This is a genomic window from Pseudomonas syringae pv. tomato str. DC3000, assembly GCF_000007805.1.
Lineage (GTDB): Bacteria > Pseudomonadota > Gammaproteobacteria > Pseudomonadales > Pseudomonadaceae > Aquipseudomonas > Aquipseudomonas avellanae.
The window spans coordinates 597699-621968 of the sequence record NC_004578.1; the positions used below are offsets into that span (position 1 = coordinate 597699).

Sequence of the window (24270 nt, forward strand, 5' to 3'; positions counted from 1 at the left end):
AACCTCCGTAAGCGCGACAGGATAAACCTTGCGTCGCGCTTACGGAGGCTAAAACTGCATGAACATACTTTCAGGTCCGCCTGCCCCTAACGCTTAGAGGTGGACGACCGCCATATCAAGCCGGGGATATTCCCCATCGGCATGCTCGCCTTTAGGGGGGACGTGATGGGTCTTGATCAACTGGTCGCCCTGCAGGGTTTCCAGATGAATATCAAAACCCCACAGCCGATGCAGGTGCTTGAGCACCTCGTCTGTCGAATCGCCCAGCGGTTTGCGATTGTGCTGTTGATGGCGCAGGGTCAGCGAGCGATCTCCGCGGCGGTCAATGCTGTAGATCTGTACGTTGGGTTCCCGATTGCCGAGGTTGTACTGCGCAGCCAGAATTTCCCGAATGGTCCGGTAGCCGTTCTCATCATGGATGGCGGGCACCAGCAGGTCTTCTTTCTGATCGTCGTCCATGATGCTGAACAGTTTGAGATCACGAATGACCTTGGGCGACAGGTACTGGAGGATGAAGCTCTCGTCCTTGAAGCTGCTCATCGCAAACTTGATCGCAGTCAGCCAGTCGGTCCCGGCGATTTCCGGAAACCACTGCCGGTCCTCATCAGTGGGGTGTTCGCACATCCGCCGGATGTCCTGATACATCGCAAAGCCAAGCGTGTAGGGGTTGATGCCGCTGTAATACGGGCTGTCGAAGCCAGGCTGATAGATAACGCTGGTGTGCGACTGCAGAAACTCCATCATGAAGCCGTCGGTGACCAGGCCCTCGTCGTACAGGTCGTTCATCAGCGTGTAGTGCCAGAACGTCGCCCAGCCTTCGTTCATCACCTGAGTCTGGCGCTGTGGGTAAAAGTACTGGGCGATCTTGCGTACGATTCGCACCACTTCGCGCTGCCAGGGTTCCAGCAGTGGCGCGTGTTTTTCGATGAAATAGAGGATGTTTTCCTGCGGTTCGGCGGGGAAGCGCGCGTTGTCTTCCTTGCTGCTTTTATCGGCGTTCTTCGGAATCGTGCGCCAAAGATCGTTGATCTGCCGCTGCAGGTGTTCTTCACGATCTTTCTGCCTGCGCCGCTCTTCTTCGGCAGAGATCGGATACGGACGCTTGTAGCGGTCCACGCCGTAGTTCATCAGCGCATGGCAGGAGTCGAGCAAGTCTTCCACGGCATCAATGCCGTGGCGTTCCTCGCACTGCATGATGTACTGCTTGGCGAACACCAGGTAATCGATGATCGAGCTGGCGTCGGTCCAGGTGCGGAACAGGTAGTTGCCCTTGAAGAAGCTGTTGTGCCCATAGCACGCATGGGCGACAACCAGGGCCTGCATGCAGATGGTGTTTTCTTCCATCAGGTAGGCGATGCAAGGGTCCGAGTTGATGACGATCTCGTAGGCCAGACCCATCTGGCCCCGGGAGTAGGATTTTTCGGTGCTGAGGAAGTGCTTGCCGTAGGACCAGTGGTGGTAGCCCAGCGGCATGCCCACCGAGGCATAGGCATCCATCATCTGCTCGGCGGTGATCACTTCGATCTGGTTGGGATACGTATCCAGAGCGTACCGTTCGGCAATTCTGCCGATTTCACGGTCGTAGGCCCGGATCAGTTCAAATGTCCACTCTGAACCCGTGGAGAGGGGTTGGCGCTTCTGCTCTCTGGCGGTCATGACACTAACCTTCGCTGGAAGAGTTCGCGGAATACCGGATAGATATCACCGGCCGAGACCAGCTGCTGCTGGGCGAACGTGTCGGCGAAGTCATCACCGATGCGCTCGTATTCGTACCACAGGGCCTGATGTTCACGCGGCGTGATTTCCACGTACGTGTAGTACTGCACGAAAGGCATGATTTGTTTGGTGAGGATTTCCCGGCAGATAGGCGAGTCGTCATTCCAGTTGTCGCCGTCCGAGGCCTGGGCCGCGTAGATGTTCCAGTCGCTGCTGGGGTAACGCGCAGCCATGATTTCCTGCATCAGTTTCAACGCGCTGGAAACGATGGTGCCGCCGGTTTCCCGTGAATAAAAGAACTCTTCTTCGTCCACTTCGCGGGCACTGGTGTGGTGGCGAATGAAAACAACGTCGATCTTGTCGTAGTTACGTTTCAGGAACAGGTACAACAGGATGAAGAAGCGCTTGGCGATGTCCTTGGTTGCTTGGGTCATGGAGCCGGAAACGTCCATCAGACAGAACATCACGGCCTTGGAGCTGGGGTTGGGTTGTTTGACCAGCAGGTTGTACTTGAGGTCGAACGTATCGAGGTAGGGCACCCGACGAATACGTGCTTTGAGTCGGTCGATCTCGACTTCCAGCGCCTGAATGTCACCAAAGTTGTCCGGCTCTTCGCGCTTTATGCGCTCAAGCTCGCTGGTCGCTTCCCTGAGTTTCGCGCGGCTGCTGCCCGACAGGGCAATGCGCCGCGCATGGGCGGAGCGCAAGGTACGGATAATATTGATGCGCGATGGATTGCCTTCGTTACTGATGCCGGCGCGCACTGTTTTGAAGGTGTCCGTACCGGTCAGATTGCGTTTGACCAGATTCGGCAGCTCGAGGTCTTCGAACATGAACTCAAGAAACTCTTCCTGAGTGATCTGAAACGAGAACTCGTCCATGCCCTCGCCGGAATTACCCGCCTTGCCAGGCCCTTTACCGCCCGCACCGCCTTGAGGGCGGGCGATGTGCTCGCCTGTGGTGAATTCCTTGTTGCCAGGATGAACAACGGTCTGCTTGCCGCCGCGACCGTGGTGCAGGACCGGTTCGTCGATGTCGCGTCCGGGAATACTGATCTGTTCGCCGTGCTCCATGTCGGTAATGGAGCGTCGGCTGACGGCTTCCTCCACTGCCTTCTTGATGTGGTCACGGTAACGCCGCAGAAACCGCTGCCGGTTTACCGTGCTCTTGTTCTTGCCGTTGAGACGTCGGTCGATCACATAGCTCATAGGCTCCTCCGGGGAGCTTCAAGTTGTAAGCCTCAAGCTGCAAGCGAGGAAACGATCAATCCCGAGCCCGGACCTTGATTGCTTTTCGCCTGCAGCTGATAGCTTGAAGCTTGCAGCTGCTTTACTGCGATTTCCGCACGCGCAGATACCATTCGGAAAGCAGACGTACCTGCTTGTCCGTGTAGCCCCTCTCGACCATTCGTGTGACGAAGTCGTTGTGTTTCTGTTGATCCTCTTTGCTGGCCTTGGCGTTGAAGCTGATAACCGGCAGCAGGTCCTCGGTGTTGGAGAACATTTTCTTCTCGATCACCACCCGCAGCTTCTCGTAGCTGAGCCAGATCGGGTTCTTGCCATTGTTGTTGGCGCGGGCGCGCAGCACGAAGTTGACGATTTCGTTGCGGAAATCTTTCGGGTTGCTGATGCCGGCCGGTTTTTCGATCTTCTCCAGTTCCTCGTTCAAGGCGACGCGATTGAGAATCTCGCCGGTTTCAGGGTCGCGGTATTCCTGGTCCTGAATCCAGAAGTCTGCATACAGCACGTAACGGTCGAAGATGTTCTGGCCGTATTCGCTGTAGGACTCCAGGTACGCGGTCTGGATTTCCTTGCCAATGAACTCGATGTAGCGAGGTGCCAGGTATTCCTTGATGAAGCGCAGATAGCGTTCGCGCGTTTCGGCAGGGAATTGCTCCTGTTCGATCTGCTGTTCCAGCACATAGAGCAAGTGCACCGGGTTGGCAGCGATTTCGTGCGGGTCGAAGTTGAAAACCTTGGACAGAATCTTGAACGCAAAGCGGGTGGACAGGCCGTTCATGCCTTCGTCGACGCCTGCGCTGTCGCGGTATTCCTGAATCGACTTGGCCTTTGGATCGGTATCCTTCAGGTTCTCGCCGTCGTACACGCGCATCTTGGAATAGATGTTGGAGTTGTCCGGCTCTTTGAGGCGCGACAGCGTGGTGAACTGCGCGAGCATTTTCAGGGTGTCGGGGGCGCAATGCGCCTTGGCCAGCGAGCTGTTGAACAACAGCTTGTCGTAAATCTTGATCTCGTCACTGACGCGCAGGCAGTAAGGCACCTTGACGATGTAGATACGGTCGATGAAGGCTTCGTTTTTCTTGTTGTTGCGGAAGCTGTGCCATTCCGATTCGTTGGAGTGGGCGAGCAGAATACCGGTGAACGGAATCGCGCCCAGCCCCTCGGTACTGTTGTAGTTACCTTCCTGCGTGGCGGTCAGTAGCGGGTGAAGAACCTTGATCGGCGCCTTGAACATCTCGACGAATTCCATCAGGCCCTGGTTGGCCCGGCACAGCGCGCCAGAGTAGCTGTAGGCATCGGCGTCGTTCTGTGGGAATTCTTCCAGCTTGCGGATATCAACCTTGCCGACCAGCGCGGAAATATCCTGGTTGTTCTCATCACCTGGCTCGGTCTTGGCCACGGCAATCTGGTTGAGCACTGAGGGGTAAAGCTTAACGACCTTGAACTGGCTGATGTCGCCCCCGAACTCAGCCAGACGCTTGGTCGCCCAGGGCGACATGATGGTGCTCAGGTAGCGCCGCGGGATCCCGAAGTCTTCTTCCAGAATCGCACCGTCTTCACTGGCGTTGAACAGGCCCAGGGGCGACTCGAAAACGGGTGAGCCCTTGATGGCGTAGAACGGTACTTTTTCGATCAGTTGTTTGAGTTTTTCCGCCAGAGACGATTTACCGCCACCTACCGGGCCGAGCAGATAAAGGATTTGTTTTTTCTCTTCCAGGCCTTGGGCGGCATGGCGGAAATACGAAACGATCTGGTCGATGCATTCTTCCATCCCGTGGAAATCAGCAAAGGCCGGATAGCGGCGTATGACCTTGTTGGAGAAAATTCGCGACAACCGTGAATTGGCGGAAGTGTCCACCAGCTCGGGCTCGCCAATGGCCAACAGCAGACGTTCTGCGGCAGAGGCGTAGGCGCTGCGATCCTGTTTGCAGAGCTCAAGATACTCCTGTAGCGAAAGCTCTTCCTGGCGTGTGCTTTCAAAGCGGTCTTTGAAGTGGCTGAATATACTCATGACGTCACCTCGCTCGATACGTAGAGCCGGCGGCGGATCTCAGTCGATGCTGGCAACAACCGATTGCCCGGCTGCTGTTTACCCCCCAGAACACCTTAAAAGTAACTACCGATGACCCACGCGCCGGTGTACCGGCTCTCCCCTGAATACGGATGGCCTGGTCTTAGGATAGTTCGGATTCGGAAAGATAAAGAAGGGTTGCGCGAGAAGAGGGGCCGACCGTTCGTCAGATCGCGCGCGAGCCCGCGTAGAACGCGGGATCAGCGGTCATAAAAATATTTTCTATCAGCCTTGCGCGGTTTCTTCCGGAAAAGTGCTGCGCCACCGTTCAAAACCACCGTCCACGCTGTAGACGTCCGAGAAACCCTGGCCCACCAGGTAAGCGGCAGCGCTCTGGCTGGAGTTGCCGTGGTAACAAACCACTACCAGCGGCTTGTCCAGGTCGGCGTTGGCGATGAAGTCGGCAATCGAGTGATTGTCCAGGTGCTGAGAGTCAGGAATGTGATTGCTCTGAAACGCCTGGGCATCACGAACATCGACCAGCACGGCACCCTGAGCGCGCAATGCCTGAGCCTGTTCAGGCGGAATACGTTTGAATTCGGTCATTGCTTGGGCTCCTGAGCCGGGATTTGCTGAATATGGGCGTTACCGGGCTGCGCACTGGCGATGATCCCGGTGGCGGCATTGCCGACAGCATCGCAATTGCACTGATGACGTTCAAGCGTATCGACGTTTAACAGCGTCATGGCGCCGCCCCAGACGCACCCGCTGTCCAGCGCAAAGACCCCCGGCTCGTCGCAACGGCCTTCAAGTGCCGCCCAGTGGCCGAAGATGATTTTCACATCACGCGTCTTGCGATTCTGGTGGCTGAACCAAGGGGCGTAACCGGGTATTGCGGTGCCGACGCCTTCCTTGCTCTTGAGGTCTAGTTTGCCATCGCTGGTGCAGAAGCGCATACGCGTGAAATAGTTGGTGATGACCCGCAGTCGTGTGACGCCTTGCAGGTCGTTGTTCCATTTGGCAGGCTCATTGCCATACATACCGTCGAGGAAGGCGCCATACAGTTGGTCGTCCTGAAGTGCGTGTTCGACTTCAGCAGCCTGTTTCAGGGCCTTTTTCACTGACCACTGTGGCGCGATGCCCGCATGAACCATGGCGATGTTGCGCTCGGCATCGTAATGCATGAGCTTTTGCTGGCGCACCCAGCGCAACAACTCGTCACGATCGGGCGCTTCAAGAATTTCGCGCAGCGTGTCGCCTTTCTTGAGGAGTTCGTTCTTGCGCGCGACGGCCAGCAGGTGCAGGTCATGGTTGCCGAGCACGCACACCAGAGACTCGCGGATGCTGTACAAGTAACGAAGTGTTTGCAGCGACTGCGGACCACGGTTGACCAGATCGCCTACCAGCCAGAGTCGATCCTGAACCGGGTCGAAGCGGACGTGTTCAAGCAGGCATTGCAGAGGTTCGAGGCAACCTTGCAGGTCGCCGACGGCGTACACCGCCATCAGTGCAGTGAGCCCGGAACGGCGAGACGGAAGGGTTCTATCACCGCATCGAAGCGTTTGCCGTCTTCAGCCAGCATCTGGTAGCTGCCCTGCATATTGCCCACCTGAGTGGTCATTACCGTGCCGCTGCTGTAAGTATGGCTTTGCCCGACCTTGATCAACGGTTGTTGACCGACCACCCCTTCGCCACGCACTTCTTCGACATGACCGTCGCCATCGGTGATGATCCAGTGCCGTGACAGCAGCTTGGCAGGCAACTCGCCGTTATTGTGCACGGTGATGGTGTAGGCGAAAGCGAAGCGGTTCTGCTCGGGTTGCGATTGTTCTGCGAGGAAGCGCGTGACGACGCTGACGTCGACCTTGTAACGAGAATCGGACATGCAGTAGGCCTTGGAATCCGTAGCAAAAAAAGGGCGTGTGCGGCAGGTAGATCAGTCTAGGACAAGTAAACGGAAAAAGACGACTGATCGCGCCGTTTACTTGCCCAGGGGGCTCACTCGGTCAGAACTTTTTCGCTGAGCGTGTCTGCCAGACGAACGAATGCGGCCAGATCGAGCTGCTCGGGACGCAGGCTGCCGTCTACCCCGGACGCTGTAATTTCGTCGCTGCTCAGCAGCAGCTTGAGCGTATTGCGCAGGGTCTTGCGGCGCTGATTGAACGCTTCACGTACCACTCGCTCAAGCACGCGATGGTCCTTGGCAGGGTGCGGCAGCGTTTCGTAAGGCACAAGTCGCACGATGGCCGAGTCCACTTTCGGTGGCGGATTGAACGCTCCCGGTCCGACGTTGAACAGGTGTTCCACGCGGCAGTGGTACTGAACCATGATTGACAGACGGCCCCAGTCGCCACCACCAGGCCCTGCGGCCATGCGCTCGACGACTTCTTTCTGCAGCATGAAGTGCATGTCGCGAATCAGGCTGGCGTTCTGCAGCAGATGGAAAATCAGTGGGGTAGAGATGTTATACGGCAGGTTGCCGACGACACGCAGGCTGCGGGGCTCGGCACCCAGGGTGTTGAAGTCGAATTTCAGTGCATCACCCTGATGCAGGTTGAAGTTCGGCTGGCTGGCGAACTGGCTGTTGAGGATCGGAATAAGGTCCTTGTCCAGCTCCACTACGTCCAGCTGCGCGCCGCTGTTGAGCAGCCCTTCGGTCAATGCGCCCTGGCCCGGTCCGATTTCCAGCAGGCGGTCTTCAGGCTTGGCCCGGATGGCGCGCAGGATCTTGTCGATAACGCCTGCATCGTGCAGGAAGTTCTGCCCGAAACGCTTGCGCGCCCGGTGTTGGAATTGCTCGGTCATGAATGGGTCTCGGCCATCTGGTAGGCGGTTTGCAGTGCGACGCGCAGGCTGCCGGTGTCAATGTTCGCGCTGCCGGCCAGATCCAGCGCCGTGCCGTGATCGACAGAGGTGCGGATGATCGGCAGGCCGAGCGTCACATTGACTGCTGCGCCGAAACCTTTGTATTTCAGCACGGGCAAGCCCTGATCGTGGTACATCGCCAGCACTGCGTCGCAGTGCTCCAGATATTTGGGGGTAAACAGAGTGTCCGCAGGCAGCGGGCCGCGTAAATCCAGCCCTTCGCTGCGCAGACGCTCCAGAGTCGGTTCGATGATGTCGATTTCCTCACGGCCCAGATGCCCGCTTTCGCCGGCATGAGGGTTCAGGCCGCAGACCAGAATGCGTGGGTGCGCAATGCCGAACTTGTTCACAAGGTCGGCGTGCAGAATGCGTGTCACGCGCTCCAGTCGATCCGCCGTGATGGCGTCGGCCACTTCGCGCAACGGCAGGTGAGTGGTCACCAGCGCCACACGCAGGTCGCCAGTGGCCAGCATCATCACCACCTGTTCGGTGTGAGTCAGCTCGGCGAGGAATTCGGTGTGCCCGGAAAAGGCGATGCCGCCGTCATTGATGACGCCCTTGTGCACCGGCGCGGTAATCATGCCGCTGAACAGCCCGTCCAGGCAGCCTTGCCCGGCGCGCGTCAGGGTCTGTAGAACGAAGGCGGCATTGGCCTTGTTCAGCACGCCGGTTTCTACCGGAGCAGCCAGGGGGGTGTGCCAGACGTACAGGCTGCCGGCAGGCGCGGGCTGATCGGGAAGAGTCTCGGGCGTGACGTCAAGCAGACTGACCGCCACACCCAGTTGCGCGGCCCGCTGGGTAAGCAGGTCGCGGCTGGTGATGGCGATCAGGGGGTAGGGCTGAGGCTGCGTGGCGAGCAGCAGGCAAAGGTCAGGACCAATGCCGGCCGGCTCGCCGGGTGTCAGTGCGAAACGCTTTGGTTTCACTGTGCAGCCTGGGTCGCGCCAGGGAGTTTGATTTCAACGTAGGCTTCGTCACGGATCTGACGCAGCCAGGTTTGCAGCTCTTCGTCGTACTTGCGGTTACGCAGTACGCTCAACGCCTGCTGGTCGCGGGCCTGACCGGTTGCGTCGGTGGCACGACGGCCAAGGACTTCCAGAACATGCCAGCCGTAGGCGGTCTTGAACGGTTTGGACAGTTCACCCTGCGGTGTGCTGCTCATGACGTCGCGGAACTCCGGGACCAGCGAATTGGGATCTACCCAGTTCAGATCGCCACCGTTAAGCGCAGAACCAGGATCTTCCGAGAAGCTTTTGGCCAGCGTGGCGAAGTCTTCGCCATTCTCGATACGCTCGTAGATTTTCTGCGCCAGAAGTTTGGTGGCTTCTTCGCTGCGGATTTCACTTGGTTTGATCAGGATATGACGCACATGCACTTCATCACGCATCTGTGCCTGGCCCTGACCGCCACGTTTTTCCAGCAGCTTGAGGATAATGAAACCACCGGGTGTGCGCGCCGGAGGCGTCACGTCACCAATTGGCATCGAGCTGAGCATGTCACCGAATGGCGGCGGCAGTTGAGCCGCTTTACGCCAGCCCATGTCGCCACCTTCCAGTGCGTTTTCGCTGGAAGACGTGGTGGCGGCGATCTTGGCGAAGTCCGCACCTTTCTTCAGCTGGTCATAAATGCTCTTGGCCTTGACGGCTGCGGCCTGAATTGCATCCGAAGAAGCGCTGTCAGGCGTGGCGATCAGGATGTTGGCCAGGTGAAACTCTTCAGACAACTGAGCCTTGCCCTGATCGGAGGCGAGGAAGTTCTTCACTTCCTGCTCGGACACCTGGATACGTTCGGCCACCCGGCGCTGACGCACCCGGCTGATGATCATTTCCCGGCGAACCTGCTCGCGAGCGTCTTCATAAGACAAGCCGTCATGCGCCAGCGCGGCGCGGAACTGCTCCACGCTCATGTTGTTACGCTGGGCAATGGTGCCGATCGCCTGGTTCAGCTCGTCATCGGAAACACGAATGCCGGACCGTTCGCCCATCTGCAACTGCAGGTTTTCCAGAATCAGACGATCCAGAACCTGCGGTTGCAGATCGGCTGCAGGAGGCACGCCAGAGCCACGTTTGGCGATGGTTTGCTGAACTTCACGAACACGCTGGTCCATCTGGCTTTTCATGATCACGTCGTTGTCGACGATGGCCACGACACTGTCCAGAGGTTGAACCGCTGCATGTACTGCGCCGCTCAGGAGTAACGCGCCCAGCATCAGCGGGCGCAGACAATCAGAAAGCTTGGTCTTCACGTTCACGATAACCTTGGATGCCTTTGTCGAGGAAGCTGTCCACTTTGGCGCCAGTAACACCGCCAAGCCCCTTCAACACGATTTGTAGGAATATGCCGCGGTCGCCTTTCTCGTTCTGAGGCGCTGCCTGGCTGAATTCGTCGTAGTCGATCCAGTAACGGTTGACCAGACGCATTTTCCAGCAGCAGTTGTCGTACTCGAACCCGCCGAAAGCTTCGATGGTGCGTTCACGGTTGTAGTCATACTGCCAGCGGCTGATCAGGCTCCACTGCGGCACGATTGGCCAGATGACCGAGAAATCGTGCTGCTGAATCTTGTAGTAGTCCTTCACGTAGTTGGGATCGCCCGGACGACCGTAGTCACCACCACCCACAATCCAGCGACCTGTACTTTCGTCGTAACGAATCTGGTCATTGCGATAGCGATAGCCGAAGTTGACGATCTTGTTGGGTTCGGCTTCAGGCTGATAATGGAACATTGCGCTGCCCGAACGGGTGCTCTTGCTGTCCGGATCCCAGTTGAAATCGGAGTTGAAGCGCCAGTCGCGGTTGAAGCGGTACTCGTATTCCAGTGCGTACGGCGAAACGTTTGCCTTGGCATCGTCGCGATCTGCGAATGAAACGCCCGGCAGCTGTACTTTACGGTCGGAGAAGTATATGGCCTGACCTATGGCGAAGCGTTGGCGTTCAAAGCCGTTGTCTTCGATCCAGCGGTTGGTGATGCCCAGCGACAGCTTGTTCTCGTCACCGATACGGTCAGAGCCGGTGAAACGGTTGTCGCGGAACAGCGACGAGTAGCTGAACGTGCTCTCGCTGGTATCGAATGCCGGAATGTCCGTCTGATCTTTCTCTGGCACATAGAGATAGAACAGGCGAGGTTCTAGCGTCTGGCGATAATCCTTGCCGAACCAGTTGGTGTTGCGGTCGAAGTACAGACCGCTGTCCACGCTGAAAATCGGCACGCTGCGGTTTACGCTGCTGTCGAATGTCCCGCCCGAAGCCGCCAGTTGACTTTTGCCTGTACCGTCCAGGCTCAGGTCGTACTGGGTATAGACATACTTGACCTTGGGTGTCAGGAAGCCATAGGACCAGTTCATCGGCAGGCTGACGGACGGTGCAAGGTTCAGACGATCGCCGTTGGCACGGTCCAGCCCGCTGATGTTGTTGTCCAGGCGACTTTCAAAGTTGCCGTTTTCATCAACAAATGTGCCGGTGCGCAAATCACGATCAAAGCGAACAGCTTCGGTCTGATAATCGAACTTCAAGCCTTCCGGGTTGTACGGCAAGGTGCCATTCAAGGTCAGCTGTGGCAGACGGTTGTAAGGCGTAACGTTCGCAACAGTCGCCAGCTTGTAAGCCTGAGCGTTGAACACTGCCGAGTAGCTGTCGCCGCGGTAGGTCAAAGAGCCCTGCTGGTTAAGGAAGTCAGTTCTTTTGACGCCGATCTGATCGGTTTCCAGGTCCTGGAAGTAATACGGATCGCTGATGTCGGTGTAATCAACCTGGGTCAGCCAGCGTGTATCCAAGCCGCCCTTGTGGTGCCAGTTGATCATCCAGCGGGTCTTGTCGTAATCGGACTGCAGCTTGCGGTCGTCATTCTCGTCGTTCAGGTACGCGCCGCCGAACTGGCCTTCGCTGCCTTTGGTCAGGTAGCGGAACTCGCCTTCCATCAGCAAGCCGCGATCAGCCATGTAGCGCGGGTACAACGTGGCGTCGTAGTTCGGCGCCAGGTTGAAGTAGTACGGGGTGACGAGCGTGAAACCGTTATCGCCGCCTGCCGCAATGGTCGGCGGCAGGAAGCCGGACTGGCGACGGTCGTCGATCGGGAAGTAGATATATGGCGTGTAAAGGACCGGAATGTCCTTGACTCGCAGGGTAACGTTGGTCGCTGTGCCGAAACCGGTGGCCGGGTTCAGCGTGATGTTGTTGCCTTTGAGCGTCCAGGCGTTGCTGTTCGGTTCGCACGTGGTGTACGTGCCGTCCTTGAGCCGGATGATCGCGTTTTCTGCACGTTTGGCGTACAGGGCGTTACCGCGAATGTTCGACTTGTGCAGGACGTACTCGGCGTTGTCGACACGGGCTTCACCGGTGTCGAGTTGCAGTTCGGCCTTGTCACCGACGATCAGCGCACCGTTGTCGCGCAGACGGACATCGCCGTTCAGCTCGCCACGGTTCTCGGCCTGATGCAGTGCGGCCTCCTGGGCCTGCACCTGCATGCTGCCTTGGCGCAGTACCACATCGCCAGCCAGCGTCGCGACCTGCGCTTCCTGCTCGTAACGCGAAGCCTTGGCTCCCACGAACATTGGCGCGTCTTTCATCGGCGTCTTGTCGTCCATGCCAGGACGAATCGGCTCGACGTAGGCACCCGAGCAATACGGGCCAGTCTCGGCCAGTTGCGCTGCGGTGAGCTTTTCGCGAGGAACCCAATCGAGGTGGCTGTAGTCAGCACTACGCGACTTCAAGCCTTTGCCCTTGGCTTCGGTAACCAGTTGCGGACCCGCAACCTGCTCACCCGAAGAGCTGCTTTCGGACGTCACCGTACCGTTGGAACTGACCGACGCTGTGCTGTGCACGGGGCGTGGAGGCAGCTCTACAGCAGCGGCAGTGGATTTCGGCGCACAGTTCCAGGCACCCGAAGCAGAGACTGAGCAGTCATACTGTTCCGCGGCGACCACGAACTGAGTGGCCAGAGGTTGCATCGCCAGCAGACTGCCGGTTACGAGCAACGGAAATTTTTTACGAAACGCGGGGGATTTCAATGCCATCTTATTAGTCCGGGCTTCCTGCGCGCCATCTGCCCGCGGGGGGGCCGCACGCCTCTCGATGGGCTGAAAAAGATTCCGGATAATAAAGCATGACCCGCTTGACGGCTAGCGCCGTCGGAGACCCTTGTAATGTCAGATCAAGATATACGCCTGCAATCGCTGAAAGTTTGGCTCGATGAGCAGTTGCCAGCGCTGTTTGCGGCGCAAAATTGGGGCGCTGTGCCCCCGGCCACGTTGACTGCGGCCAGCAGTGACGCAAGTTTTCGTCGTTATTTTCGCTGGGAGGGTGGGGCCCGAACTTTTATTGTCATGGACGCCCCTCCACCGCAGGAAAACTGCAAACCGTTTGTGGATATCGCTCATTTATTGGAAAAGTCGGGCATTAATGTTCCAAAAATTTATGCCGAAGACCTGACGCAAGGCTTTTTGCTGCTCAACGATCTGGGCCGTCAGACCTATCTGGATGTGATTGACGCGGACAACGCCGATGGGTTGTTTGCCGAAGCGATCGAGGCGCTGCTGGCTTTCCAGCAATTGCCGATGGACGCGCCGCTGCCCAGCTATGACGAAGCCTTGCTGCGTCGTGAGCTGGAGCTGTTCCCTGAGTGGTACGTGAAGCGCCATCTGGGTGTCGAGATGGACGAGGCGCAACTGGCCGACTGGCAGCAGGTCAGCCAGTTGCTGATCAACAGCGCCCTGGCACAACCCAAAGTGCTGGTGCACCGCGACTACATGCCCCGCAACCTGATGATCAGCGAACCCAACCCCGGCGTTCTGGATTTTCAGGACGCTGTGTACGGGCCGGTCACCTACGACGTGACGTGCCTGTTCAAGGACGCATTTTTGAGCTGGCCGCAAGAGCGCGTCAGCGACTGGCTCAGGACTTACTGGGATCAGGCGCGTACGCTGGGTATCCCGGTGCAGGAGGATTTTGCAGCTTTCGAGCGCGCCAGTGATCTGATGGGCGTACAGCGTCATCTGAAGGTGATCGGGATTTTCGCGCGGATCTGTCATCGCGACGGCAAGCCCCGCTATCTGGCAGATGTCCCGCGCTTTTTTGCCTACATAGAAGCGGTGTTGTCGAAGCGCCCGGAGCTGGCCCAATTGGGTCAATTGCTGACCAGTTTGCAGCAGCCGGCAGAAACAGCTGTCTGAGGGGCTGGCCGTTGTGAAAAGCGGACGCTTTTAAAGACTGCCAGGTTGAATGAGAGATTGATTGTTTGAAGAGGACTGCATGAAAGCGATGATTCTCGCCGCCGGCAAAGGCGAGCGAATGCGCCCGTTGACCCTGCATACACCCAAGCCGCTGGTGCGTGCGGGCGGCATTCCGTTGATCGAGTACCACCTGAACGCCTTACGTGCAGCAGGGTTTCACCAATTGGTGATCAACCATGCGTGGCTGGGCCAGCAGATCGAGGATTACCTGGGGGACGGTCAGCGTTTCGACCTGAGCATCCGCTATTCCGCCGAAGGTCAGCCGCTGGAAACCGGCGGCGGTATCCAGCGGGCGCTGCCACTGCTGGGCGCCGAGCCTTTTGTGGTGGTCAATGGTGATGTCTGGACCGATTACGATTTCGGCGCATTGCGCATGCCGCTTGCCGGCCTGGCGCATCTGGTGCTGATCGACAACCCCGCACACCACCCCACCGGCGATTTTTCGCTGGTCGACGGCCAGGTGCGCGATGACGATTCGGCTGGCCTGCGCCTGACCTACAGCGGCATCGCCATCCTGCATCCGCAACTGTTTGCCGACTGCGAGCCTGGTGCCTTCAAGCTTGCGCCGTTGTTGCGCGAGGCCATGCATCAAGGGCTGGTAACGGGTGAGCACTTCAAAGGGCGCTGGGTCGATGTCGGCACCCATGAACGCCTGGCAGAAGTCGAGCAGTTGCTTGCGGAGACGCGCTGAATGCTCTGGCCCGGCACACTGATTGGCGCTGGCGTAGGTTATACGATCGCCAGTATTCCGGGCGCCATGCTCGGGGCGCTACTGGGGCAGGCGCTGGATCGGCGGCTCAAGCTGCAGAGCTGGGCGCACCTGCGCGAACGTCTCGGCGGGCGGGCAGCGATACCTGAGGACGAGCTGTTGTTCGTGCTGCTGGGTCGTCTGGCCAAGAGTGACGGGCGGGTTGTGGCCAGTCATATCCAGCAGGCACGTGCCGAGATGCGCCGCATCAATCTGAAAGAAGCCGACCAGTTGCGCGCTATCAATGCGTTCAAGCGTGGCCGTGATGGCGCCGACGGCCTGCGCACTTACCTGCGTGGCTTGCAGGGGCAGTCGGACATTGCCGAGGATATGTTACGTGCCTGCTGGCGCATGGCCTGGGCGGATGGCAAGGCTTCGCGGGTCAAGCGCGAACTGATCGGGGTGTGGGGCATGTGGCTGGGCTGGTCGCAACAGCAGGTTGAAGCGCTGGCGGCTGATCATGACCCTATGAAGCGTGCTCCCCTCAGCAGCGGCGATGACTACATGGGGGCGATGGCCTTGCTGGGGATAAAACCGGACACCGACCCGTTGAGCATCAAGCGCGCTTATCGGCGGCTGCTCAGTCGGCATCACCCGGACAAGATTGCAGGCTCGGGTGCCAACGCGCAGCAAGTGCGGGTGGCGACCGAGAAAACCAGCGAGTTGCACAATGCCTATCGGGTGGTGAAGGCGCGCCGCGGCTTTGCATGACTGACTGCGCGCCGGCCCACATGCCGGCGCTTATTTTTCCTCTTTAGCCTCTACCCAGCCACGAATGCGGCGAAACATCTGTTCCTGTTCAGTTTCTTCATTGCCTACGATGTTGATCAGCCCGATCTGCGTGAAGCCTGGCCCTTTGGCGCGCTTGCTGGCCTGCAAACGTGCTTTGGCTGCCTGGTCCTCCGGGTTCTTGTAAATGAAGTCGGCAGTCTTGATTTTCAGGCCGGGCACCATCGCCAGCAGTGACGGCGCCGCATCGACGGGCTCACGGGCAGCGACCATGACCAGTTTCTGCACGGCAGGCGAGGGGCGTTCATTGAGGAACCTGGCCGCCCAATACGCGCCGCTGCTATGGCCGAGCAACACAATGTTGCGCGCCTTGTTCTGTTGCGCAAAGCTGATCGCACTTTCAATTCGCGCAAAAATCAGCTCGGCCTGGGCCTTGTTGCGCTCTTCGTCCGCGGCTGCCTTTGCGGTTGCAACTGCCGCCAGAGCCTCAGCTTCAGCAGCAGGGTCTGGCGCTTTTGCGGCGGCGTCCTTTGGCGTTTCTTCAGGTTTGGCTGCGTTCGCATCGCCCGCAGCGGCATCAGGTTCGCGGGGCAGCAGTGTGTTGTCCTGCGCATCCGGCAGGGTGATGCTCAGGCTGGACCAGCCGACATCAGGAAACTTGCGGCGCAGCGGGCCAACGGTGTCTGGCCAGTCCGGAGACTCGGCGTCGCCCGGCAGGATGATGACCGCGCCTTGCGGCGCGTCAGTGTTTGCCGGCTTCCAGAGCGCGAGAAAACTTTCGTCTCCGGCCTGCAGTTGCTGCTGATCCTCGCGAGGCAACTGACGTTCCAGCGCTATGGCGTCTTCCTGTGAGCGGCTGAGCAGCGGTGCCCGTTCGACAGGTGCCTGGGCCGCGGCATCCTTGGCCGGCGCTGGGTCGGCTGCCAGCGCGGGCAGGGCGCAAGGGAGCATCAATGACAGAAACAGTGCGGGAAACGTTGCGCGAAAGGTGTAGGACATCGGATATTCCAAGCCGGAAACTGTACCGGCAGCCTAATGGGTTGATCGGTTTTTGTCAGTCCTGAGCCTGAATGGCACATGGCTGCCATGCAAACACACGAGAGCGACACAGTGATCATTCGTCTTCTGCGCACCGGTTTTATCGGCTGCATGGCTTTGCTCTTGATGGTTCACATGGCGAATACACAGGCCGATGAGCCGCAATCGCCTGCGCTTGCGCAACTGAGCCCGGCACAGCGTGGCTGGCTCGATCAGCATGGGCCGTTGCGGGTTGGTCTGGTGCTGCGTGCGCCTTACGCCCAGTTTGATCAGCGTTTGCAGCAACTGTCCGGCGCTAACGTCGACCTGATGAACGCGCTGGCGGCAACGCTGCCTGTCGAGTTGCTGTGGCGAAACTTTGTCGATCAGGCCTCACTGGAAAAAGCCCTGAGCAACGGAGAAATCGACGTCGCCCCCGGCTTGATGCAGACCCCGGCGGGTTTGCGTCTGTGGTTGTTTTCCGATCCGTATCTGCGCGTATCGCAACTGTTGATCGGTGAACGTGACGGCAGCACCGCCGTGGACCTGGAAAAACTCGACAGCCTTTCCAGGGTCGCGGTGCGTATGCCAAGCGCTACTGCCGATTACCTGCGCAGCAATTTTCCGCACCTGAACCTGCAAGGGGTGCCGCTGGAGCGTCAGGCGCTGCAATTGCTGCTCAGCCAGCAGGCACGCTATGCCGTGGTGGATGAAGCACAACTCAGTCGCTTGCTGCGTGAGCCGGAGTTTGCCGGGCTGGCGGTGGTCGGCGATACCGGCCTGCCACAACTGTTGCGTGTGGCGTCACGCCGCGACGCGCCAGAGCTGGCGGCGATCGTCAGCGAAGCCTTGCGGGCGGTTCCTGCCAAGGAGCTGGAGCAACTGCATGCGCGCTGGATGCCGCTGACCCCGTCGCACTTCAGTGAATCGACGAAGCTCTGGAAAAACCTGTGCATTTTACTGTTGGTGATGCTGCTGGCCTGTTTCGCCATCGTGATCTGGCAGCGCCGTCAGCAGCAGGCGCTGGAGCAGGAACTGCTGGCCGGGCGTGAACATCTGGCCCGTCGCGTTGCAAGCGAAGAGGCGCTGCGACTGGCACAATTCTCCATTGATCAGAGCACCGTCGGTATTCTCTGGGTCAATTGGGACAGTCGCGTGCGCTATGCCAACCGGGCGGTGGAATCCATGTTGGGCTATGCGCCGGGGCAAGTGGTCGAGCGTCCGCTGATCGACTTCGAGCCCGACCTGCACATGGACCGCTGGCTTAATCTGTGGAAGAACGCACGCTCCAGTGAGGACAGTGCGCAGGTGTTCGAGACCCACTGCCTGCGCGCCGATGGCAGTCTTCTGCCTGCCGATGTCTCGCTGAGCTTCCTGCGTTTTCGTGATGCGGAATACCTGGTGGTGTTTCTCAGTGATGTCAGCGAACGACGCCGCGCTCACGATCAGTTGCGTGAACTGTCGGCGCACCTGGAAAGCGTGCGTGAAGAAGAGAAGGCGCGTATTGCCAGGGAAGTTCATGACGAGCTGGGTCAGATGCTGACCGTCTTGAAGCTGGAAACATCCATGTGCGAGCTGGCGTATGCCGATCTTGACCCAGGCTTGAGCGAACGTCTGGACAGCATGAAGCGCCTTATTTCTCAATTGTTTCAACTGGTGCGAGACGTCGCCACTGCATTGCGGCCACCGATTCTCGACGCTGGCATCGCTTCCGCTATCGAGTGGCAAGCGCGCCGTTTCGAGGCGCGTACGCAGATTCCTTGTCTGGTGCAGGTGCCGGACAACCTCCCGGCGCTTAGTGATGCCAGGGCCACGGGCATGTTCCGGATTCTTCAGGAGGCGCTGACCAACGTCATGCGCCACGCTCAGGCGCACACGGTGGAGATCAGCCTGACGCTGCAAGACGGCATGATGTGCATGACCGTCGCCGATGACGGTCAGGGGTTTGTCGTCGAGTCGGGCAGGGCGGTTTCATTCGGTCTGGTCGGGATGCGCGAGCGGGTGTTGATGCTGGGCGGCAGACTGGAACTGGACAGCGAGGCCGGTGAAGGCACAACCTTGCGCGCCTACATTCCGTTGGACCCCACCGCACAGGAGCGAAGCCAGTGATTCGTGTTTTGGTAGCCGAAGACCACACCATCGTGCGTGAAGGGATCAAGCAGTTGATTGGTCTGGCCAGAGACCTGCAAGTGGTCGGTGAGGCCAGCAACGGCGAGCAGTTGCTCGAGACCCTGCGCCATGTGGCCTGCGAAGTGGTGTTGCTGGATATTTCCATGCCCGGCGTGAATGGCCTTGAGGCGATTCCGCGGATTCGCGCACTGACCCATCCGCCTGCGATTCTTGTGTTGTCGATGCACAACGAGGCGCAGATGGCTGCACGCGCCTTGAAGGTCGGCGCGGCGGGCTATGCGACAAAAGATAGCGACCCGGCATTGCTGCTGACGGCGATTCGTCGGGTTGCGGCGGGCGGGCGTTACATCGACCCGGACCTGGCCGACCGCATGGTCTTTGAAGTAGGTCTCACCGATAGCCGGCCGTTGCACTCATTGCTGTCTGAGCGCGAGTTCTCGGTGTTCGAGCGCCTGGCGCAGGGCGCCAACGTCAATGACATTGCCCAGCAACTGGCCCTGAGCAGCAAGACCATCAGCACCCACAAAGCGCGGCTGATGCAGAAAATGAAACTCAACTCACTGGCCGATCTCGTCAAATACGCGATGGAGCACAAACTGCTCTGAGTCTGAAAACGACACACTGCTCACCACTATCGTGCGGCGCTTCGCGTCGGCATGCTGTTCTGGACGCTGCGCGTCCTCTTTTGTGACGCAGAGCGTCACGCACTGCATTCCCACGCTGGAGCGTGCGGAACGATAACCTCACTCACGACCACTATCGTGCGGCGCTCCGCGTCGGCATGCCGTTCTGGACGCTGCGCGTCCTCTTTTGTGACGCAGAGCGTCACGCACTGCATTCCCACGCTGGAGCGTGCGGAACGATAACCTCAACCACGACCACTATCGTGCGGCGCTCCGCGTCGGCATGCTGTTCTGGACGCTGCGCGTCCTCTTTTGTGACGCAGAGCGTCACCCACTGTATTCCCACCAGCGCGTGCGGAACGATCAGACGTCGCCGACATGCTCAATCGCGCCATCTCTGTAGGGCAATCCCTACCCCCGGCCTTCCAGCCTGCCTAGGCCATTCTCTCCCGGTCCCCGATTTGCGGGGCGATCACGCTGCTCTAGGCTTGAGCCCACGCAGACAAAACAAAGGTGTGGGTAATGAGCGACGTCGATACAAGCGCTGGAGCGAGTGATGTTCTGGTCAGCTTTCGTGGTGTGCAGAAGAGCTACGACGGCGAAGCACTGATCGTCAAAGACCTCAATCTGGACATTCGCAAAGGCGAATTCCTCACCCTGCTCGGGCCTTCCGGCTCCGGCAAGACCACCAGCCTGATGATGCTGGCCGGCTTCGAAACACCGACCGCTGGCGAAATTCTGCTCGGTGGCCGCGCCATCAACAACGTGCCGCCGCACAAGCGTGACATCGGCATGGTGTTCCAGAACTACGCTTTGTTTCCGCACATGACGGTTGCCGAGAACCTCGCGTTCCCGCTGTCGGTGCGTGGCATGAGCAAGACCGACGTCGGCGAAAAAGTCAAAAAGGCTCTGGGCATGGTCCAGCTCGACACGTTTGCGCATCGCTACCCGGCGCAGCTGTCCGGTGGCCAGCAGCAACGTGTAGCTCTGGCGCGCGCGTTGGTGTTCGAGCCACAACTGGTGCTGATGGATGAGCCGCTCGGCGCGCTCGACAAACAACTGCGCGAACACATGCAGATGGAGATCAAGCATCTGCACCAGCGCCTCGGTGTGACAGTGGTCTACGTGACCCACGACCAGGGTGAAGCACTGACCATGTCCGACCGGGTTGCGGTCTTCCATCAAGGTGAGATCCAGCAGATCGCGCCGCCACGCAGCCTGTACGAAGAGCCGAAAAACACCTTCGTAGCCAATTTCATCGGCGAGAACAATCGACTCAACGGGCGTCTGGTCAGCCAGGACGGCGACCGCTGCGTGGTCGAGCTGGAGCGCGGCGAGAAAGTGCACGCACTGGCGATCAACGTCGGTCGGCCGGGTGGCCCGGTGACGCTGTCCATTCGCCCCGAACGCATCAACCTCAATGGCCGCAGCGAAAGCTGTGTGAACCGTTTCTCTGGTCGAGTGGCCGAGTTTATCTACCTCGGCGACCACGTCCGTGTGCGTCTGGAAGTTGCCGGCAAGACTGACTTCTTCGTCAAGCAGCCGATTGCCGAGCTGGACCCGACGCTGAGTGTGGGTGACGTTGTGCCGATCGGTTGGCAAGTCGAGCACGTGCGTGCGCTCGATCCCCTGCAGCAAGAGCATTGATCTGTACATAAAAGCAACAACAGAGGCGAATTGATCGCCCATCCCAATCGCTTACCAACACTGCTCGTGGAGAAAAGAATCTATGTTGAAGTCTTTGAAGTTCACCGCCATCACGTTGGGCCTGATGTGCGCCGCGCAAGCCATGGCCGCCACCGACCTGACCGTCATTTCCTTCGGCGGTGCCAACAAGGCCGCTCAGGAAAAAGCGTTCTATGCGCCGTGGGAAAAGGCCGGCAACGGCAAGATCATTGCCGGTGAGTACAACGGTGAAATGGCCAAGGTCAAAACCATGGTCGACACCAAGAGCGTTTCCTGGGACCTGGTAGAAGTTGAATCGCCGGAGCTGGCTCGCGGCTGCGATGAAGACATGTTCGAAGAGCTGGACCCGAAACTGCTCGGCAATGCCGCTGACTTCGTGCCTGGCGCCATCACCACCTGCGGTGCGGGCTTCTTCGTCTGGTCCACCGTGCTGGCCTACAACGCCGACAAGGTTGCCAGCGCGCCAAGCGGCTGGGTCGATTTCTGGGACACCAAGAAATTCCCTGGCAAGCGCGGCCTGCGCAAAGGCGCCAAATACACCCTGGAATTCGCGTTGATGGCCGACGGCGTTGCGCCGAAAGACGTCTACAAAGTGCTGGCCAGCAAAGACGGTCAGGACCGTGCGTTCAAGAAACTCGATGAGCTCAAGCCAAACATCCAGTGGTGGGAAGCCGGCGCACAGCCGCCGCAGTACCTCGCTTCCGGTGACGTGGTGATGAGCTCGGCCTACAACGGCCGTATCGCTGCCGTGCAGAAAGAAAGCAACCTGAAAGTGGTCTGGACCGGCGGCGTATACGACTTCGATGCCTGGGCGATTCCAAAGGGCTCGAAAAACGCCGATGCAGCAAAGAAATTCATCGCTTTCATGCTGAGCCCGGAGCAACAGAAAACTTACTCGCAGAACATCGCCTACGGCCCGGCCAACACCCAGGCGGTCAAGCTGCTGGATAAGGAAACGCTGCAGAACATGCCCACCACACCTGAGAACATCAAGGATCAGGTGCAGATGGACGTGGCGTTCTGGACCGACAACGGCGAATCCCTCGAGCAGCGTTTCACTGCCTGGGCTGCCAAGTAAGCCGTTTGCGTTGAGTCAGATCCGGGCGTTCCCTGCTGCAGGGAACGCCCCCTTGTTGAAAGATTTCGGAGTTCGCTATGGCCATCGCCGTGCCCTTGACTGAAGGCGCCAGCCCCACCTTGAAGCAACGTCTCGCTCGCGCCGAGCGGGTCAACCGCTGGAAGGCTCAGGCATTGATCGCGCCGTTGGTGATTTTCCTGCTGTTGGTGTTTCTGGTGCCCATCGCCGCGCTGCTCTACAAGAGCGTTGGCAACCCCGAAGTTGTTACCGCGCTACCGACCACCGTGGTCGAGGTGCAGAAATGGGATGGTAAAGGGCTGCCGCCCGAGTCGGTCTATAAGGCGTTGAGCCTGGACCTGGCTGAAACGCGCAAGAATTCCACGCTGGGCGACCTGTCCAAGCGTTTGAACATGGAACTGGCCGGTTATCGCAGCCTGCTGAGCAAGACCGCTCGCGCGCTGCCGTTCAAGACCGAACCGGCCTCTTATAAAGAAGCGCTCGAAGCGCTGGATGAACGCTGGGGCGACCCGGCTTACTGGCAGGCGGTGCGCCGCAACACCAGCAGTGTCACGCCGTATTACCTGTTGGCGGCGGTTGACCATCGCGTCGATGACCTGGGGGAAGTCGCCCCTGCAACGCCGGATCAGGCGATTTACCTGGATATCTTCGCTCGCACCTTCTGGATGGGCCTGGTGATCACCGCTATCTGCCTGGTGCTGGCGTATCCACTGGCTTACCTGCTGGCCAACCTGCCAGCACGGCAGAGCAACCTGCTGATGATTCTGGTGCTGCTGCCGTTCTGGAGCTCGATTCTGGTGCGTGTCGCGGCCTGGATCGTGCTGTTGCAGTCGAGCGGCCTGATCAATAGTGCGCTGCTGGCGATGGGCATCATCGACAAGCCGCTGGAGCTGGTCTTCAACCGGGTCGGTGTGTACATCTCGATGGTGCACATCATGCTGCCGTTCATGATTCTGCCGATCTACAGCGTGATGAAGAACATCTCCCCGACCTACATGCGCGCCGCCATTTCGCTAGGCTGCCATCCGTTCGCCAGCTTCTGGCGCGTGTATTTCCCGCAGACCTACGCCGGCATCGGGGCGGGCTGTCTGCTGGTATTCATTCTGTCGATCGGCTACTACATCACCCCGGCCTTGCTGGGCAGTCCGAACGACCAGATGGTCAGTTATTTTGTCGCGTTCTACACCAACACCAGCATCAACTGGGGCATGGCAACGGCGCTCGGCGGGCTGCTGCTGTTGGCGACCATCGTGCTGTACCTGATTTATAGCTGGCTGGTCGGCGCCAGCCGCCTGCGACTGAGCTGAGGAGCGTCAACATGTTGAATGCCTACACATCGCCGATCGAGCGCATCTGGTATTACGCCTTGCGCATCCTCTGCGCGCTGATCCTGCTCTTTCTCGTGTTGCCGGTGCTGGTCATCGTGCCGTTGTCGTTCAATTCGGGGAGCTTTCTGGTCTATCCGCTGCAAGGCTTTTCGTTGCAGTGGTACCAGGACTTCTTCAATTCTGCCGAGTGGATGCGGGCGCTGAAAAACAGCATGATCGTCGCCCCGGCCGCGACCCTGTTGGCAATGGGCTTCGGCACGCTTGCGGCGATCGGCCTGACCCGGGGCAATTTTCCCGGCAAGGCGCTGGTCATGGCCTTGGTGATTTCGCCGATGGTGGTGCCGGTGGTGATCGTTGGTGTGGCCAGTTACCTGTTCTTCGCGCCACTGGGCCTGGGTAACAGCTACACCTCGCTGATTCTGGTCCACGCCGTGCTGGGTGTGCCGTTCGTGATCATTACCGTGTCGGCGACCTTGCAGGGCTTCAACCACAACCTGGTACGCGCTGCGGCAAGCCTCGGTGCGTCGCCGCTGACCGCTTTCCGCCGTGTGACCCTGCCGTTGATTGCGCCGGGGGTGATTTCCGGTGCGCTGTTCGCCTTTGCGACGTCGTTCGACGAAGTGGTTGTGACGCTGTTTCTCGCCGGGCCGGAACAGGCAACCTTGCCCCGGCAGATGTTCAGCGGCATCCGCGAAAACCTCAGCCCGACCATCGCAGCGGCCGCGACGCTACTGATCGGCTTCTCGGTGCTGTTACTGCTGGTGCTGGAATGGCTGAGAGGGCGTAGCGAGAAACTGAGAACGGCTCAGTGAGCTGGAGCTACAAGCTACAAGCTTCAAGCTTCAAGCTACAAGCA

At 59.1% G+C, this 24270-nt stretch carries 20 protein-coding genes; 9 read left to right on the forward strand and 11 right to left on the reverse strand.

Annotated elements, in window-relative coordinates; translation table 11 throughout:
• Window positions 1-93 precede the first annotated feature (93 nt).
• The 10 genes from PSPTO_RS02850 to PSPTO_RS02895 all read right to left on the reverse strand — a co-directional run bounded on the left by PSPTO_RS02850 (window position 94) and on the right by PSPTO_RS02895 (window position 12842).
• Window positions 94-1656, reverse strand: coding sequence for a SpoVR family protein (locus tag PSPTO_RS02850; RefSeq protein WP_011103184.1), 1563 nt, complete (start codon window positions 1654-1656; stop codon window positions 94-96).
• The gene (locus tag PSPTO_RS02855) at window positions 1653-2924 is read right to left on the reverse strand and encodes a YeaH/YhbH family protein (protein WP_007244449.1); all 1272 of its coding nucleotides are present in this window, start codon (window positions 2922-2924) and stop codon (window positions 1653-1655) included. The genes PSPTO_RS02850 and PSPTO_RS02855 overlap by 4 nt, the downstream gene beginning before the upstream one ends.
• A gap of 121 nt (window positions 2925-3045) precedes the next feature.
• Entirely contained in the window at window positions 3046-4968 is a 1923-nt protein-coding gene (locus tag PSPTO_RS02860) for a PrkA family serine protein kinase (protein ID WP_011103185.1), read from the reverse strand.
• Between the two features lie 285 nt (window positions 4969-5253).
• Window positions 5254-5574 carry a thiosulfate sulfurtransferase GlpE gene (gene glpE, locus PSPTO_RS02865; RefSeq protein ID WP_007244448.1) on the reverse strand — a complete coding sequence of 107 codons (321 nt, stop codon included), beginning with the start codon at window positions 5572-5574 and terminating at the stop codon, window positions 5254-5256.
• On the reverse strand, window positions 5571-6473 hold the full coding sequence (locus tag PSPTO_RS02870; RefSeq protein ID WP_011103186.1) for a symmetrical bis(5'-nucleosyl)-tetraphosphatase: 903 nt from the start codon (window positions 6471-6473) through the stop codon (window positions 5571-5573). Before PSPTO_RS02870 ends, glpE begins: the two co-directional genes overlap by 4 nt.
• Window positions 6473-6853 (reverse strand): Co2+/Mg2+ efflux protein ApaG, encoded by a 381-nt coding sequence (apaG, locus tag PSPTO_RS02875; protein WP_005768068.1) that lies wholly within the window; start codon window positions 6851-6853, stop codon window positions 6473-6475. The genes PSPTO_RS02870 and apaG overlap by 1 nt, the downstream gene beginning before the upstream one ends.
• A 113-nt stretch (window positions 6854-6966) precedes the next feature.
• Window positions 6967-7773 carry a 16S rRNA (adenine(1518)-N(6)/adenine(1519)-N(6))-dimethyltransferase RsmA gene (gene rsmA, locus PSPTO_RS02880; RefSeq protein WP_005768067.1) on the reverse strand — a complete coding sequence of 269 codons (807 nt, stop codon included), beginning with the start codon at window positions 7771-7773 and terminating at the stop codon, window positions 6967-6969.
• The gene (gene pdxA / locus PSPTO_RS02885) at window positions 7770-8759 is read right to left on the reverse strand and encodes a 4-hydroxythreonine-4-phosphate dehydrogenase PdxA (RefSeq protein WP_011103187.1); all 990 of its coding nucleotides are present in this window, start codon (window positions 8757-8759) and stop codon (window positions 7770-7772) included. Before pdxA ends, rsmA begins: the two co-directional genes overlap by 4 nt.
• Window positions 8756-10078, reverse strand: a complete 1323-nt coding sequence (locus PSPTO_RS02890; protein ID WP_010217367.1) for a peptidylprolyl isomerase — start codon at window positions 10076-10078, stop codon at window positions 8756-8758. The genes pdxA and PSPTO_RS02890 overlap by 4 nt, the downstream gene beginning before the upstream one ends.
• On the reverse strand, window positions 10059-12842 hold the full coding sequence (locus tag PSPTO_RS02895) for an LPS-assembly protein LptD (RefSeq protein ID WP_046463957.1): 2784 nt from the start codon (window positions 12840-12842) through the stop codon (window positions 10059-10061). The genes PSPTO_RS02890 and PSPTO_RS02895 overlap by 20 nt, the downstream gene beginning before the upstream one ends.
• A gap of 129 nt (window positions 12843-12971) precedes the next feature.
• Here PSPTO_RS02895 and PSPTO_RS02900 point away from each other — a divergent pair, with 129 nt between their 5' ends.
• From PSPTO_RS02900 to PSPTO_RS02910, 3 genes are all read left to right on the forward strand, one after another.
• A complete protein-coding gene (locus PSPTO_RS02900) occupies window positions 12972-13997 on the forward strand; it encodes an aminoglycoside phosphotransferase family protein (protein ID WP_007244442.1) in 1026 nt (341 codons plus the stop codon).
• 79 nt (window positions 13998-14076) lie between these two features.
• Window positions 14077-14748, forward strand: a complete 672-nt coding sequence (murU, locus tag PSPTO_RS02905; protein ID WP_046463963.1) for an N-acetylmuramate alpha-1-phosphate uridylyltransferase MurU — start codon at window positions 14077-14079, stop codon at window positions 14746-14748.
• Complete coding sequence (locus tag PSPTO_RS02910) at window positions 14749-15516, forward strand: TerB family tellurite resistance protein (RefSeq protein ID WP_011103191.1); 768 nt, start codon at window positions 14749-14751, stop codon at window positions 15514-15516.
• A gap of 30 nt (window positions 15517-15546) precedes the next feature.
• On the opposite strand, the gene PSPTO_RS02915 is transcribed toward PSPTO_RS02910, so the two are convergent.
• Window positions 15547-16533, reverse strand: a complete 987-nt coding sequence (locus PSPTO_RS02915; RefSeq protein WP_024667176.1) for an alpha/beta hydrolase family protein — start codon at window positions 16531-16533, stop codon at window positions 15547-15549.
• Window positions 16534-16611: 78 nt separating this feature from the next.
• Between PSPTO_RS02915 and PSPTO_RS02920 the strand changes: the two genes are divergently transcribed.
• From PSPTO_RS02920 to PSPTO_RS02950, 6 genes are all read left to right on the forward strand, one after another.
• Entirely contained in the window at window positions 16612-18660 is a 2049-nt protein-coding gene (locus PSPTO_RS02920) for a sensor histidine kinase (protein WP_046463956.1), read from the forward strand.
• The gene (locus tag PSPTO_RS02925) at window positions 18657-19286 is read left to right on the forward strand and encodes a response regulator (protein ID WP_005768051.1); all 630 of its coding nucleotides are present in this window, start codon (window positions 18657-18659) and stop codon (window positions 19284-19286) included. The genes PSPTO_RS02920 and PSPTO_RS02925 overlap by 4 nt, the downstream gene beginning before the upstream one ends.
• A gap of 540 nt (window positions 19287-19826) precedes the next feature.
• Window positions 19827-20951, forward strand: a complete 1125-nt coding sequence (locus PSPTO_RS02935; protein ID WP_005768050.1) for an ABC transporter ATP-binding protein — start codon at window positions 19827-19829, stop codon at window positions 20949-20951.
• Between the two features lie 82 nt (window positions 20952-21033).
• Window positions 21034-22068 carry a polyamine ABC transporter substrate-binding protein gene (locus PSPTO_RS02940; protein WP_003377314.1) on the forward strand — a complete coding sequence of 345 codons (1035 nt, stop codon included), beginning with the start codon at window positions 21034-21036 and terminating at the stop codon, window positions 22066-22068.
• Between the two features lie 77 nt (window positions 22069-22145).
• The gene (locus tag PSPTO_RS02945) at window positions 22146-23393 is read left to right on the forward strand and encodes an ABC transporter permease (protein ID WP_011103195.1); all 1248 of its coding nucleotides are present in this window, start codon (window positions 22146-22148) and stop codon (window positions 23391-23393) included.
• An 11-nt stretch (window positions 23394-23404) separates the two neighbouring features.
• Window positions 23405-24226 (forward strand): ABC transporter permease, encoded by an 822-nt coding sequence (locus PSPTO_RS02950; protein ID WP_005768044.1) that lies wholly within the window; start codon window positions 23405-23407, stop codon window positions 24224-24226.
• The last annotated feature ends 44 nt before the right edge of the window (window positions 24227-24270 follow it).

Excerpts from the sequence above, each read along its gene's own strand:
- PSPTO_RS02870 (WP_011103186.1), bottom strand. The coding sequence starts at position 6,473 with ATGGCGGTGTACGCCGTCGGCGACCTGCAAGGTTGCCTCGAACCTCTG.
- PSPTO_RS02920 (WP_046463956.1), top strand. The coding sequence starts at position 16,612 with ATGGCTGCCATGCAAACACACGAGAGCGACACAGTGATCATTCGTCTT.
- PSPTO_RS02950 (WP_005768044.1), top strand. The coding sequence starts at position 23,405 with ATGTTGAATGCCTACACATCGCCGATCGAGCGCATCTGGTATTACGCC.
- PSPTO_RS02850 (WP_011103184.1), bottom strand. The coding sequence starts at position 1,656 with ATGACCGCCAGAGAGCAGAAGCGCCAACCCCTCTCCACGGGTTCAGAG.
- PSPTO_RS02860 (WP_011103185.1), bottom strand. The coding sequence starts at position 4,968 with ATGAGTATATTCAGCCACTTCAAAGACCGCTTTGAAAGCACACGCCAG.
- glpE (WP_007244448.1), bottom strand. The coding sequence starts at position 5,574 with ATGACCGAATTCAAACGTATTCCGCCTGAACAGGCTCAGGCATTGCGC.
- rsmA (WP_005768067.1), bottom strand. The coding sequence starts at position 7,773 with ATGACCGAGCAATTCCAACACCGGGCGCGCAAGCGTTTCGGGCAGAAC.
- apaG (WP_005768068.1), bottom strand. The coding sequence starts at position 6,853 with ATGTCCGATTCTCGTTACAAGGTCGACGTCAGCGTCGTCACGCGCTTC.
- PSPTO_RS02895 (WP_046463957.1), bottom strand. The coding sequence starts at position 12,842 with ATGGCATTGAAATCCCCCGCGTTTCGTAAAAAATTTCCGTTGCTCGTA.
- PSPTO_RS02855 (WP_007244449.1), bottom strand. The coding sequence starts at position 2,924 with ATGAGCTATGTGATCGACCGACGTCTCAACGGCAAGAACAAGAGCACG.
- PSPTO_RS02935 (WP_005768050.1), top strand. The coding sequence starts at position 19,827 with ATGAGCGACGTCGATACAAGCGCTGGAGCGAGTGATGTTCTGGTCAGC.
- PSPTO_RS02945 (WP_011103195.1), top strand. The coding sequence starts at position 22,146 with ATGGCCATCGCCGTGCCCTTGACTGAAGGCGCCAGCCCCACCTTGAAG.
- murU (WP_046463963.1), top strand. The coding sequence starts at position 14,077 with ATGAAAGCGATGATTCTCGCCGCCGGCAAAGGCGAGCGAATGCGCCCG.
- PSPTO_RS02910 (WP_011103191.1), top strand. The coding sequence starts at position 14,749 with ATGCTCTGGCCCGGCACACTGATTGGCGCTGGCGTAGGTTATACGATC.
- PSPTO_RS02915 (WP_024667176.1), bottom strand. The coding sequence starts at position 16,533 with ATGTCCTACACCTTTCGCGCAACGTTTCCCGCACTGTTTCTGTCATTG.
- PSPTO_RS02900 (WP_007244442.1), top strand. The coding sequence starts at position 12,972 with ATGTCAGATCAAGATATACGCCTGCAATCGCTGAAAGTTTGGCTCGAT.
- PSPTO_RS02940 (WP_003377314.1), top strand. The coding sequence starts at position 21,034 with ATGTTGAAGTCTTTGAAGTTCACCGCCATCACGTTGGGCCTGATGTGC.